General features: G+C 68.1%; 14 protein-coding genes. 6 read left to right on the forward strand and 8 right to left on the reverse strand.

From position 1 onward, the window contains the following. The 5 genes from AAHM41_RS34920 to AAHM41_RS34940 all read left to right on the forward strand — a co-directional run. Positions 1-256: hypothetical protein (locus tag AAHM41_RS34920; protein WP_342241240.1), on the forward strand; the 256-nt coding region annotated here is incomplete at its 5' end. A 238-nt stretch (positions 257-494) separates the two neighbouring features. Continuing rightward, positions 495-1,085 carry a hypothetical protein gene (locus AAHM41_RS34925; protein WP_342241241.1) on the forward strand — a complete coding sequence of 197 codons (591 nt, stop codon included), beginning with the start codon at positions 495-497 and terminating at the stop codon, positions 1,083-1,085. Positions 1,086-1,223: 138 nt separating this feature from the next. Beyond that, positions 1,224-1,817: a hypothetical protein gene (locus tag AAHM41_RS34930; RefSeq protein WP_342241242.1), complete on the forward strand. Its 594-nt coding sequence runs from the start codon at positions 1,224-1,226 to the stop codon at positions 1,815-1,817. A 117-nt stretch (positions 1,818-1,934) separates the two neighbouring features. Next, on the forward strand, positions 1,935-2,768 hold the full coding sequence (locus AAHM41_RS34935) for a hypothetical protein (protein WP_342241243.1): 834 nt from the start codon (positions 1,935-1,937) through the stop codon (positions 2,766-2,768). A 354-nt stretch (positions 2,769-3,122) separates the two neighbouring features. Further along, a complete protein-coding gene (locus AAHM41_RS34940; RefSeq protein ID WP_342241244.1) occupies positions 3,123-4,265 on the forward strand; it encodes a helix-turn-helix domain-containing protein in 1,143 nt (380 codons plus the stop codon). Positions 4,266-4,345: 80 nt separating this feature from the next. On the opposite strand, the gene AAHM41_RS34945 is transcribed toward AAHM41_RS34940, so the two are convergent. The 8 genes from AAHM41_RS34945 to AAHM41_RS34980 form a co-directional block, all read right to left on the reverse strand. Next, complete coding sequence (locus tag AAHM41_RS34945) at positions 4,346-4,855, reverse strand: DUF983 domain-containing protein (RefSeq protein WP_342241245.1); 510 nt, start codon at positions 4,853-4,855, stop codon at positions 4,346-4,348. Then, positions 4,830-5,402, reverse strand: coding sequence for an NADH-quinone oxidoreductase subunit B family protein (locus AAHM41_RS34950; RefSeq protein WP_342241246.1), 573 nt, complete (start codon positions 5,400-5,402; stop codon positions 4,830-4,832). The genes AAHM41_RS34945 and AAHM41_RS34950 overlap by 26 nt, the downstream gene beginning before the upstream one ends. Positions 5,403-5,409: 7 nt before the next feature. Further along, positions 5,410-6,855 (reverse strand): hydrogenase large subunit, encoded by a 1,446-nt coding sequence (locus AAHM41_RS34955; RefSeq protein ID WP_342241247.1) that lies wholly within the window; start codon positions 6,853-6,855, stop codon positions 5,410-5,412. Between the two features lie 74 nt (positions 6,856-6,929). Further along, the gene (locus tag AAHM41_RS34960; protein ID WP_342241248.1) at positions 6,930-8,378 is read right to left on the reverse strand and encodes a hydrogenase 4 subunit F; all 1,449 of its coding nucleotides are present in this window, start codon (positions 8,376-8,378) and stop codon (positions 6,930-6,932) included. Continuing rightward, positions 8,375-9,037, reverse strand: a complete 663-nt coding sequence (locus AAHM41_RS34965; RefSeq protein WP_342241249.1) for a hydrogenase-4 component E — start codon at positions 9,035-9,037, stop codon at positions 8,375-8,377. Before AAHM41_RS34965 ends, AAHM41_RS34960 begins: the two co-directional genes overlap by 4 nt. After that, the gene (locus tag AAHM41_RS34970; protein WP_342241250.1) at positions 9,038-9,994 is read right to left on the reverse strand and encodes a respiratory chain complex I subunit 1 family protein; all 957 of its coding nucleotides are present in this window, start codon (positions 9,992-9,994) and stop codon (positions 9,038-9,040) included. After that, the gene (gene hyfB, locus AAHM41_RS34975) at positions 9,985-11,997 is read right to left on the reverse strand and encodes a hydrogenase 4 subunit B (protein WP_342241251.1); all 2,013 of its coding nucleotides are present in this window, start codon (positions 11,995-11,997) and stop codon (positions 9,985-9,987) included. Before hyfB ends, AAHM41_RS34970 begins: the two co-directional genes overlap by 10 nt. Beyond that, the gene (locus AAHM41_RS34980) at positions 11,998-12,255 is read right to left on the reverse strand and encodes a helix-turn-helix domain-containing protein (protein ID WP_342241252.1); all 258 of its coding nucleotides are present in this window, start codon (positions 12,253-12,255) and stop codon (positions 11,998-12,000) included. It lies immediately after the preceding gene. A 161-nt stretch (positions 12,256-12,416) separates the two neighbouring features. Here AAHM41_RS34980 and AAHM41_RS34985 point away from each other — a divergent pair, with 161 nt between their 5' ends. Next, positions 12,417-12,704: a hypothetical protein gene (locus AAHM41_RS34985; protein WP_342241253.1), complete on the forward strand. Its 288-nt coding sequence runs from the start codon at positions 12,417-12,419 to the stop codon at positions 12,702-12,704. Positions 12,705-12,740: the final 36 nt, after the last annotated feature.

Below are 12,740 nucleotides of genomic sequence, written 5' to 3' on the forward strand. Positions count from 1 at the left end.
GCGCACCTTCGATGGAGGCGCATGTCCGACGACGGGCAACCTGCCTCCGGACGCGGCGACCGCAGCCGGGTCGGTGCTGCATCTGGATCATGCAGCGCCGAAGCTTTGGTGCGGAAGCACCAGAACCCAGACAGTATTATCGAGCGGTACATCGGTGCTTCGCTTGGGCAGTAACAATCCGTGCCGAGACGAGCAGTCTCCAGATCGGATTCTCGCCGATTATTCAAGGACTCATGTGAATATCACTGCGGAGTGATTGCGAACTGTCGACGCGATCGGATTGCGAGTCCCGTCCCAGCCGCGGGCTGATTGCAGGTCAGGCCATGAGTTTTTGGCAGATCACCAAAAATTTGCGCAGACCGCAACGTTCGATTCGCGATCTGCGCAGAACCGACCGCTATCGGCTGTCATGATCGAGATGTGATGAATAATCACCTCATCAAGGGCGGATTTCCTTGATGAGAGAGTGTATGTGTCAAAGAGGAGAGTGAGAGTTGAAGACGCTTCGCATGGCACTTCTAGCCTCATCGATCCTGATCATCGGCGGTGGCTCCGCTTTTGCCTTCGATCTGAGCAATGCCGGTGCCACCGGTAGTGGCGACGGCGCGGCTTCCACAGTGTCGAATGCACTTGGCCTCGCCGAGGGTATGGGCGTCGGCACCGGGGTGGGCATCGGCACCGCAGGCACCAACACCGCGACCGGCTTGGGCGGGGCCTTTGCATCCGGCTCCTCCGAGGTGAACAGCGTCCTCGGCGGTACCGCCCGGAGCGTCAGCCACGGCATCGCGGACGGGACCGGCTTCGGCACCAATGAGAACAACCTGAGCGGCCCGACCCAGTCGACCGAGGCCGGGGGCATGGGCAGCGCGTTCGGCAACGGCACCGCGGCGTCGACGGGGGCCGCATCCGCCCTGGGCGAGGGGGCCGGCCTTGGGCTGGGCTCGGGCAGCGCCGACGCGAGCGGCACCTCGGCGTCCGCCAGCGCCATCGGCGACAGCCGGGCCCAGGCGACGTCCGAGGGTGGTTCGTCGGCGGCCACCGGCCACGGCGAGTCGACGGGCGAGGGCACGGCGTCGCGGGACTGACCCCGCGGCCATTTGTTCGCAAGGGCCGGCGCGTGCCATGGGCCGCGCCGGCCCGCCTGTCGCCCCGCTGAACGGTCCCGGGATGCCCGGGCCTGGATCCCGGCGGGGCCTCGCCTTCCACATCCGGAGACCAGGGTCATGAACAGAACCAGATCCGTCTTCCTGACGTCGGCCATCGCCCTCTGCCTCGCCGGCGGTCCGGCGATGGCCTTCGATTTCTCACACACGATCAGCCGTGGCGGCAGCCTGGGCACCGCCGGAACGGTGAGCAGCGGCGGCGCCTCCGGCACCGCCGAGGGCTTCGGCACCGGCATCGGCGCGAGCACCGCCTCGACCGACAACGCGGCCGGGTTCAGCGGCGCCGCATCGAACGGCCTGGCGGCGGCCAGCGGAGCGCCGAGCGGCTTCGCGGCCGCGCTGGGCGCCAATTCCAGCTTCGGCGTCAGCGGCGGGCTGAACGTCAACGACACGTCCGGCCCGGTGAATGTGACCGGCGCCGGGGGCATGAGCATCTCGACCAGCATGGGTGGCGCCGCGGTCGTCGGCGATGCCGACGCGGCGGGATCGAATTCCGGCATCACGGTCGGCGGCGGCACCGCCGGGCCGGACGGCACGTCCGCCCTGTCGTCCGGGATCTCGTCGTCCCGCGCCACCTCGGCCTCGAGAGACGGGATCGGGTCGGCGTTCGGCGGCGGGTTCTCCAGGAGCGCCGGCAGCGCGTTCCGCAACTGATGCAAATGAGCCCGGAAGCGCGCGTCGCGGCGGGACCGCGCCTCGCGCCCGCCGCTGCCCCTTGATGCTGGAGCCGTGCGGACGATATTGCTCACCGCCGTCTCCGAAAGAGGAGAGATGACGATGGTGATCCGGGCCGGTGTCGAACCGCCTCTCGGGCTGGTGGCCGGCGCCGCTCTCGCCGCCGGAGCCAGGGAAGGGCGCTCCGATCGCGAATTGCCATTCGCGATGGAGCGTCCGCCGAGACGGGGAACCGACATCGGCAACGGATCCGGACGGCCGGTGAGGCGGTGCCTGGGACGCGAGGCCAGGCCCGGGGCAATCAGAAACGGCGTCATCGCATCCGCAGTGGCTGCCCTTGCTCTGTCGGCCTGCGGCCAGGGCCCCCCGAGGCAGGAGGCCATCGCGGTCGAAACCCCGGGCTCGACCCTGATCGTCCCCGAAGGGACCTCGATCATCACGCCGGGTCCCCCGGCCAACCCAGGGACCCAGGTTGTGCTTGTCACCCCGGGGAATCCGCTCCCCGCCGCCGGGCCGCTGGTCTCCACCGCGCCAACCCAGCTTCCCGCAGCGACGACCCCGGTTTCCACCGCGGCGATCCCGCTGTCCGCCACGGAGATCGTCTCCCTGCTGTCGAACCGGACGGTCTATGCCCGCTACGCCATCGATACAGGGACGCTGCGCGCGGGCGACCCATGGGTCGAGTATTATCGTCCGGATGGCCAGTACTACTACAGGGACCAGCGACGCTCGTTTGTCGGGCGATGGTCCGTAGCGAACGGAAAGCTTTGCTACTCCGAGAATGCGTCCACGGTCTGCGGTGCCGTCTACAGGGCGGGCGATGCGATATACTTCACCCAGGATAACCCCGGCACCGGCCAGGGAAAGGTCATCGGCAACAGCACCCGGATCGTTTCGGGCGACGTGGAGCGGCTCGCCGGAGGCTTCTAGGCGGTGGGCCGTGGCCCTGCCGACGGGCGGCCTTCCGGGCAGGCGGCGGAGTCAAGTATTCGTGGATATCCGCATGGAATTGGTTCGGCCAACGCCTGATCGAACCGAGGCGAGATGAATATTGTGCTAATATTCCTAGGAAAACGAACATCGTTCTGTCGGCTTGATCGGTCCTTCCCTTTATGGTGATCTGATATAGTCTATGTCGACCGACCCGCGATGGCGTGGTTGGCGACCCGAAGCCGTGAGAGCATTCGGTCGAAGTCCGGGTCCAGGATGGTGGCGTTCGAATCCCGTCAACCATCCGCATCCGCCCGGCTCAGCCGGCGATGTGGCCATAGGGTCAGGAAGCCGATGCTCGAGAAGCGGTCACTGCCGGTTTCCGCCGACCAGGCGGAGGACATCTGGACGACTGATGCGGTGCCGGAACCGGAGCGGGAGGATTATTGGCAGGCGGCGCTCCGCCATCTCTATCCCGATCTGACGGCCGTGGAGCCGCTCGATGGGGAGGCGGTGTATGGCCGCCTCGTCGTCCGCAGCTTCGCCGACGGGCGGGCGAGCGAATGCCAGCAGAGCGCGGCCCGCCTGGTCGGGGCCGGGCGCGATCCCGCCGGGGATGGATGGGACGGCTACAACCTCGTCCTGCAGATCTATGGGGTCGGGCGTCTCAGCCATGCCGGCCGGACGTTTCACCGGCGGTTCGGAGAGATGACGCTGGCGGACGCCACGCTGCCCTTCGAGGAGGTCGGCCTGGACAACCCGCATGTGCAGGTGTGGAGCCTGCCGCGCCATCGTCTCGAACCCCTGCTGATCGCGCCGGACCTCTCGATCGGGCTGGGGATCGATAGCCGGCAGGGCGCCGGCGCCCTGCTGCTGAGCCTGCTGCAGACGACCTGGCGCGAATGCGGCCGCCTGGCGCGGCCGATGCAGCACCGGATCCAGGACTCGATCTGCCGCCTGGTCGCGCTGGCCTTCAGCCCGGCCTCGACTGCGCGGACATCCGGCCACAACGGCCCCGCATCCCTGCCGGAGGCCTGCGCCTTCATCGAGAGCCGGCTGCAAGACCCGCGGCTTAGCGTGGACGAGGTGGCCGAATGGCTGCACCTCTCGCGCCGCAAGCTGGAGATGCTGTTCGCGGAGACCGGCATCGGTGTGGCCGGCTGGATCGGCCGGCGCCGGGTCGAGGAGTGCCGGAAGATGCTGGCGGACCCGGCGTGGCGGCACCTCTCGATCACCGAGGTGGCCTTCACCTGGGGGTTCCGCGACCTGTCCACCTTCAACCGGCGCTTCCGGGCGCAGTTCGGCATGGCGCCACGCGAGGTGCGGCGCGAGCAGCCCGCGGCCGGCCAGGACTTGGCGCGGGTGCCGCCGGTCTTGACCATCGGCCCCTTCCGCTCGCGGACGCCGCCGGTCGGGGCTGATGGCGGCAATCGATTTCGGTCTCCTGGTGCCGGACGCGTTCCTTTCGGCCATGATCGCGCGCTTCGTCGGCGTTGAATGCCCGCTGGCCCGGCGGTCGTGACCATGCGCGACGGCCACGACCGCTGCCTGGGCCGTCACCTGACTGATATCGGGATTCAGCCGCTGCGTCGGCCGCGATACTGGAGCGCGACGACCAGCGCCTTGGCAGGACGCAGCAAAACGGCGCTGATGGCGATGACGAGCACGGCTCCAATGGCCACCGGCGCCCATGCCGGCAGATCGAACGAGAAGCCGAGCCAGAGGGTAACCGGCACCACGGTGAAGCCGAGAATGAAGATCAGGAACACGGCAGGGCCATCTCCTGAATCGACCTTGGACAATTCGAGGCCGCAGACATCGCAGCGCTCGGAGACGGTCAGGAATCCCCGAAACAGGGCGCCACGGCCGCAGCGCGGGCATTTGCAGCCGAGCGCAGCTGCCAATGGCGACACGGGGGGAAATCGGGTCTGCATGTCGGTCGCCTCTGAAGTCCTTGAGCAGTTGAGCGGGAGCGCCTGGCCGGAACCTTCCTGCCGCGGATATAAGACCGGCAGGTGCCTCCGGCGCAGCGCATCATCTCTCCGGCGCGACGCCTCGACATCATAGAATCCCTCGGCCAGGACCATGGTGCCCAGCGGTCTCACGGCGTCGGTCCCCGGTGCCGCCGCCCTCCATCAGTGTGAGCAACCCTTTGAGCAGGGCCGTCGGATCCGGTGGGCAGCCGCGGATCTGGAGATCGACCGGCAGCACGGCCGCGACGCTGCCGACTGTGGCATATGAGTCCGCGAAGAGGCCGTGGCCTGCCGCGCAGTCGCCGACCGCGACCACCCATTTCGGCGCCGGCGTGGCCGCATGCGTGCGCTCGAGCGCCTCGCGCATGTTGTGGGTCACGGGGCCTGTCACCAGCAGCACGTCGGCATGCCGCGGCGAAGCCACGAAGCGGAGACCAAACCGCTCGAGATCATAGATGGCGTTGCTCAGGGCATTGATTTCCAGCTCGCAGCCGTTGCAGGAGCCTGCATCGACCTCGCGGATTGACAGGCTGCGCCCCAACCGCCGGCGGGCCGCCACGTCGAGGCGCGCGGCCAGAGCCGCGAGCTCCGGATCATCCAAGGATGGCGGGGGATCGGTGAGTGGCGGCCGAATGAGGCCTAGAAAGAGGTGCCGGCGCATGGCGTCCTCAAAGGTCGTGCCCCGCATAGGAGCAGTTGAAGGATTTATTGCAGAGCGGGAAGTCGGCGACGATGTTGCCTTCGATCGCGGCCTCCAGCAGCGGCCATTGGAACCAGGACGGATCGCGCAGATGGCCGCGCAGGACTGCCCCGGTGCGATCGACACGGACCCATGCGAACACATCGCCGCGGAAGCCCTCGACCAATGCGATGCCCTCGCCGGCCCGGCGTGGGATCTCGGATCGGACCGGGCCCGCAGGCAACCGCTCGAGGATCTGGGTGATTAGGGACAGGGTCTGCTCGACCTCGCGGATGCGGATCCTGACGCGGGCGTCGACGTCCCCCTCTTCCAGCACAGGGACGTCGAAGGTGAGCATGCGGTAAGGCGCACCACCAAAAGCCTTCCGCGCGTCGAAGCATCGGCCAGACGCTCGCCCGATGAAGCCGCCGACTCCGAATTGGCGCGCCAGGGCGGGGGTGACGACGCCGGTTGCGACCGTGCGATCCTGCAACGAGGCGGTGTTGTCGTAGAGCTCGACCAGGGGCGGGAAGCGCAGGCGGATCTCATCGACGAGCGCGGCCAGCGCCTCGAGTCCGTGATTGTCGGGATCAAGACCGACGCCGCCCGGCACGACCTGATCCATCATCAGGCGGTGTCCGAAGGCCTTGCCGGCAGCGCGCAGCACGCGTTCGCGCAACACGCCGCAATGCGCATGCATCAAGGCAAACGCAGCGTCGTTGCAGATGGCGCCGATGTCGCCGAGGTGGTTGGCGAGACGCTCCAGCTCGAGCATCAGGGCGCGCAGCCAGGCGGCGCGGAACGGAATCCTCACGTCGAGAGCCGCTTCGACCGCCCGGGCGAAGGCACTGGCATAGGCGACGGTGCTGTCGCCGGAGGCCCGCCCTGCCAGCCGGGCGGCGTGGTCGAGATCGGCACCGGCCATCAGCCCTTCGAGGCCACGATGGACATAACCGAGACGAGCTTCGAGCCGGACCACGGTCTCGCCATTCGCCGTGAACCGGAAATGTCCGGGTTCGATGATCCCGGCATGCACCGGGCCGACCGGGATCTGATGCAGGCTCTCGCCCTCGACCGGCAGGAAGGGGTAGGGCTCGACGTCGAGGGCCGGTCGCCGGCCGCCGAGCGGCTGGTGCAGACCCCAGCGGCCATGGTCGAGCCATGGCCGGGCGTCCGGCATGCCGGTCGGCTTCAGGCCGAACAGGTCCCAGATCGCCCGCTCCAGCCGGATCGCCGGCGGGTGACGCCGGCCGACCGATGGGAAGCGGCCGTCCGGGCAGTTCAGGCTGATGACGGCAAGGTCGGAAGCCGGCTCGTCGAGCACCGCCATATGGACGACGCCTTGTTCGCCCCAGAGCCCGAGCAGCGTCCACGACCCGTTCGCCAATGACTCTGCGACGGTCTCCCACAGCTCCGTATCGACGACGGCTCGCATCCACGACGGATCTGTCTCGCTTCTGTCCCCCGCAAGAATGATGTCGGCCAGCGCAGGCATGCTACTTGTCTCCCTCAGCCCAGGAGGCCCGCGACGTGCTGGAACCAGGCGGTCAGCGGCGGCGGCAGATAGACGCCGGCCGCCAGGACCAGCGCGAGATGGCCGAGCATCGGCACGGTCGAGGCCTGGATGGGCGCCGAGGACCCGGTGGGCTCGCCGAAGGCCAGGCCCTGGACGCGCAGCAGCAGCGCCCCGAAGGCGACGAGAAGGCCGACGACGAGAGGCACCGCCAGCAGCGGCTCGCGGGCGAAGGTCGAGGTGACGACCAGGAACTCGCTCATGAAGACGCCGAGGGGCGGCAGCCCGGCGATGGCGACGACGCCGGTGACCAGCCCCCAGCCGAGCACCGGATGGCTTTCGGTCAGGCCGCGGATCTCGGCGATCTTCTGTGTGCCCTTGACCTGGGCGATGTGGCCGACGGCGAAGAAGATCGCCGACTTGGTCAGGCTGTGCATGGTCATGTGCAACAGGCCGGCGAAGTTCGCCAGCGGCCCGCCCATGCCGAAAGCGAAGGTGATGATGCCCATATGCTCGATCGAGCTGTAGGCGAACAGCCGCTTGATGTCGCGCCGCCGGTACAGCATGAGGCCGGCGAAGAGCAGCGAGGTCAGGCCCATCACCGCCATCAGCGGCCCGGGCGCGATCGCTGTCGGATGGGCCGCGAGCAGCATCTTGAAGCGCAGCACGGCATAGAGCGCGACGTTCAGCAGCAGCCCCGAGAGCACGGCGGAGATCGGCGTCGGGCCCTCGGCATGGGCATCGGGCAGCCAGGCGTGCAGTGGCGCGAGGCCGACCTTCGTGCCGTAGCCGAGCAGCAGGAAGATGAAAGCGAGGTTCAGGAGCGCCGGGTCGAAGGCGGCGACGCGGTCGATCAGCACCGTCCAGACCATGCCGTCGAGGCCTTCTCCGACCACCGGCTGAGCCGCCATGTACACGAGGATCGTGCCGAACAGCGCCATGGCGATGCCGACGCTGCCGAGGATGAAGTACTTCCAGGCGGCCTCGATCGCCTCGGGCGTGCGGTAGATGCCGACCATCAGGACCGTGGTCAGGGTCGCCAGCTCGACCGCCACCCACATCAGGCCGATGTTGTTGGCGACCAGCGCCAGGTTCATGCCGAACATCATCGCCTGGTACATGGCGTGATAGAATCGCAGATGGCCCGGCGTCAGCCGCCCTGTTTCCAGCTCGTGCGCGATGTAGCTGGCGCTGAACAGGCTCGTGGTGAAGCCGACGAAGGTGTTCAGCACAATGAAGACGATGTTGAGATCGTCGATCAGGAAATAGGCGTTGGGCTGCGGCTTGCCGAGGAACAGCAGCAGGGCTGACAGGAGGGTCAGCAAGCTGGCCAGGACGTTCAGCCGCGCGGACAGCCGGTAGCCCGGCAGGATGGCCAGGAGCGCCGCCGCCCCGGCCGGGATCAGCAGGACCAGAAGCACAGGGTTGGCCGGGAGTGTCGTCATCGGCGCTCGCCCCGAAAGCGGTCGAGCGCGTGCACGTCCACCGTATCGAAGCGCTCGCGGATGCGGAACAGGAAGACGCCGATGACGATGAAGGCGACCAGGATCGAGAAGGCGACGCTGATCTCGACCACCAGCGGCATGCCCTTGGCGCCGGCGGCGGCGAGGACCAGGCCGTCCTCGAGCGACATGAAGCCGATCACCTGGCTGACGGCGTTGCGCCGGGTCACCATCATCAGGAGGCCGAGCAGCAGGACCGAGAGCGCGAAGGCCAGGTCCTGGCGGGCCAGTGGATCCGCGTTGGCAGTGACCCTGAGCATCACCACCATCGAGAGGGCGACGAGCGCGATCCCGGCCAGCATGGTCGGACCGATGCCGACCACCGTCTCGATCTCGCGATGGATGCCGAGCCGGGCGACGATGCGATGCAACGCCACCGGGATCACGATCGCCTTGAACACCAGAGCGATGAGTGCGGTGACGTAAAGGTGGGGGGCGTCCTGAATGAAAGCCTGCCAGGCGACCGAGAGCGCGAGCACCAGGGCGTGGATCGCGAAAACGTTCAGCAGGGCGTAGAGCCGGTCCTGGTAGAGCAGCATGAAGCTGACCAGCACCAGACCGCCGGCGAGGAGATGCGCGACGTCGAAGGTCAGGCCATTCATCTAGAGGCTCCGCGAGACGAAGAGGAGCAAGGTGCCGAGCAGCCCCAGCATCAGTGCCGCGCCGAGGAAGTTCGGAACCCGGAAGACCCGCATCTTGGCGACCGCCGTTTCGAACACGGCGAGGGCGAAGCCGGCCACGGCCAGCTTGCCGGCATAGGCGGCGAGGCCCGCAGCATAGGCGCCGGCGCCGGCGCCGAGCGGCGCCATCCCCCAGGGCGCGAAGACGCAGGCGATGAGCGAGATGTAGAGCACCAGCTTCAGCGACGCGGCGAGCTCGATGACCGCGAGATGACGGCCGGAATATTCCAGCACCATGGCCTCGTGCACCATGGTCAGCTCGAGATGGGTGGCCGGATTGTCGACCGGAATGCGCGCGTTCTCGGCGATCGCAACCATGATCAGGGCGATCAGCGCGAGGCCGAGCGACACCCTCAGCCCCACCTCCGGCGACAACATCATGCCCGCCACGGTCGAGAGCTGGGTCGAGCCGGCGACCAGGGCCAGGATGAAGACGATCATGATCAGGGCCGGCTCGGCCAGGGTGGCGATCATCGCCTCGCGGCTCGACCCGATGCCGCCGAAGCTGGTGCCGATGTCCATCCCCGCCAGGGCGAGAAAGAAGCGGGCGCTGCCGAGCAGCGCGATGATCGCGATCAGGTCGGCCGACCAGTTGAAGACCAAGCCGCGGGCGAAAGTCGGCACCAGGGCCGCGGCCACCCAGGTGGCGGCAAAGATCAGATAAGGCGCCACCCGGAACAGCCAGGAGGCGTGCTCGGCCAGCACCACCTCCTTGCGCAGGAGCCGGATTAGGTCCCGGTAGGGCTGCAGCAACGGCGGCCCGCGGCGGCGCAGCAGCCGCGCCTTCACCTTGCGCACGAAACCGGTCAGGAGCGGCGCCGCCAGCAGCACCAGCAGCATCTGCAGCCCCTGCACAGCGAGGTCGAGGATCAGGACCATATCGACAGCACCAGCAGCAGCACCACGAGCGCGAGGAAGACGAGGCTGAGATAGCGGCGGATGGTCAGGAACTGCAGACGGTTCATCCGATCCGCCACGACACCGACGGCCCTGGCGACTGGCGCATAGAGCAGGTCCCAGATCACGTCGTGCAGCTCCACCCGCAGCCGGGCTGGCCGCAGGTCGCCGGGCGGCGGCATCTCGACATGGTCGCGCGCCCGGAAGACGACGGTGCCGAAGACCCGGCGGATCGGCTGGGCGAAGCTGCCGGCGCTGTACTGGGTCGCCGGGCTCGGGTCGGGGAAGCCGCAATCCCAGGCCGGCCCTCGGCGCAGGGCGCGCGACGCCAGGCGGTGGATGGCAAAGGCGGCGAGCGAGGCCGAGACGGCAATGAAGAGAAAGACGAGGAGTCCGTTGTAGGAGCTGCGGCTTTCTCCGATCGGAACGATCGACAGCCAGGCGACCGCGGTCTGCCGAGGCATCTCGGCTCCGACCAGGCCGCGCACCGCCGGCGCCAGCCCGTCGATCGCGAGGCCCGGCAGAATGCCGACGACGAGGCAGAGGCCGGCAAGCCCGGCCATCACGGCGAGCGACCAGCGGTCGACCTCCCGCGCCTGCTCTGCGGCCGCGGAGCGAGGCCGGCCGAGGAAGGCGATGCCGAAGAGCCGGACGAAGCAGGCGGCGGCGAGCGCCGCGGCCAGCGCCAGCAGGCTGCCGACGGCGGGGACCATCAGCTTCAGCCCCCACTGCGGCAGGTCCGGGCTGAGCAGGATGGCCTGCAGTGTCAGCCATTCGGAGACGAAGCCGTTGAACGGCGGCAGTGCCGAGATGGCGGCGCAGCCGACCAGCATGGCCAGCGCCGTCGTCGGCATCCGATGGATCAGGCCGCCCAGCCGCTCGAGGTCGCGCGTGCCGGTCGCGGTCAGCACCGCGCCGGCGCCGAAGAACAGCAGCGACTTGAACAGCGCGTGGTTGATGCCATGGAGCAGGGCGGCGGTGAGCGCCAGGGCGGCTGCCGCCTCCATGCCATTGGCCCTGAATGCGAGGGCCAAGCCGAGGCCGACGAAGACGAAGCCGATATTCTCGATCGTGCTGTAGGCCAGGATCCGCTTCAGGTCGGTCTGCATCAGCGCCGACAGGACGCCCAGGACGGCGGTCAAGCCGCCCACGGCGAGCACGACTTCGCCCCACCACCAGTCGGGGGGGCCGAGCAGGTCGAAGACGATGCGGATGAAGCCATAGACCGCGACCTTGGTCATGACGCCGCTCATCAGCGCCGAGACGTGGCTCGGCGCTGCCGGATGCGCCAGCGGCAGCCAGACATGCAGCGGCGCCAGCCCCGCCTTCGACCCGGTGCCGATCAGGACCAGGACGAGAGCCAACGCTGACAGCGGCGCCGGGTGGGTCGCGGCGCGGATCGCGTCGAAGCCATAGGCGCCCCCAGTCCCTGCCAGGACGCCAAAGCCGAGGAGCAGTGCCAGAGTGCCGAAGCTCGCCATCACCAGATAGACGAAGCCGGCCCGAACGTTTTCCGGGTCGCGATGATGCGCCATCACCAGCGCCCATGACGTCAGCGACATGAACTCCCAGCTCAGGAGGAAGGTGAAGGCGTCGTCGGCGAGGACCACCAGGGTCATGCCGGCCAGGAAGGCTGGGAAGAAGGGCAGCACGCGGTGCGGGGCCTCCTCGTGGCGGCCGTAACCGAAGCCGTACAGGCTGGACGCCGCGGCGCCGAAGCCGACGATCGCCAGGAACAGCGCGGACAGGGTATCGAGCCTGAAACGCGCTCCGATCCAGGGCAGGCCGAGCGGCAGCGTCAGAGTGTCGGACACCGCGGCGGCGGATAGCAGGTGCGCGGCGCCGAGAACTCCCAGGACGGTGGATGTCGCGAGGCAGCCGGCGTAGAGGACAGGTGTGGCGAAACGGCTGCGTGCCGCGGCGACGGCACAGGCGGCGAAGCCGAGCAGGATCCCCACGCACGACAGGGCTGCGCCGAGGGCCATCTAGCGTTCTCCGCTTCCCCGCAACCGCACCCCACGGCCGCCGGTGGGGCTCACTGCGCCCTCGCCGATCAGCTCGATCCCGGCGGTCGCGAGGGCGCCCACGAGCTTCACCAGCGAGTCGACGTTGCCGCGGATCTGTCCTCCGCTTCCCTCCATGCGCTGGATGGTCGGCAGCGACAGCCCTGACAAGTCTGCCAGTGTGCGCTGGTCCATGCCGAGCAGCGCCCGGGCCGCTCGGAGCTGGGCTGAGGTGATCATGTATCAGACATCAACTATTGTCGGCGAACATGCATATATCATGGTTAAGCCTGTGATACTGGGATTTCAAGCTGGACTCTCAATGCGCAGAGCGTGAGCATGTCCTGCACAGGACGACCATCTCAGGCTGACGAGCCATGGCAGCGAACGGGAGGAGCACAGTGCCGGCGCGCGAATTGTACGGGCGGTATCGGCAACTGGTTGAACAGCTGGCAAATCAGCCGCCGCCATCTCTCGTGGCCTGGCAGGCAGAGCTCCAGCACATCGTCAGCAAGTTTCAGGCTGAAACGGAGGTCTTGACGCCGAGCCGCACCGAGTTGCTGTGCTGGGAGCTGATCGAGCAATTCGAGGAGGAGGCCTTGCGGGCCGTCAAGCTGCATCGCCGCGATGTTCTTTGGGCGGCGGTAAAGGCGCTTGAGAATGTGGCAAGAGGCTGTCGGACGCCTTGAGACTACCCGGAGTTGATCGCCGATGCCCTTGGTGTC

Source organism: Inquilinus sp. OTU3971 (assembly GCF_038440215.1).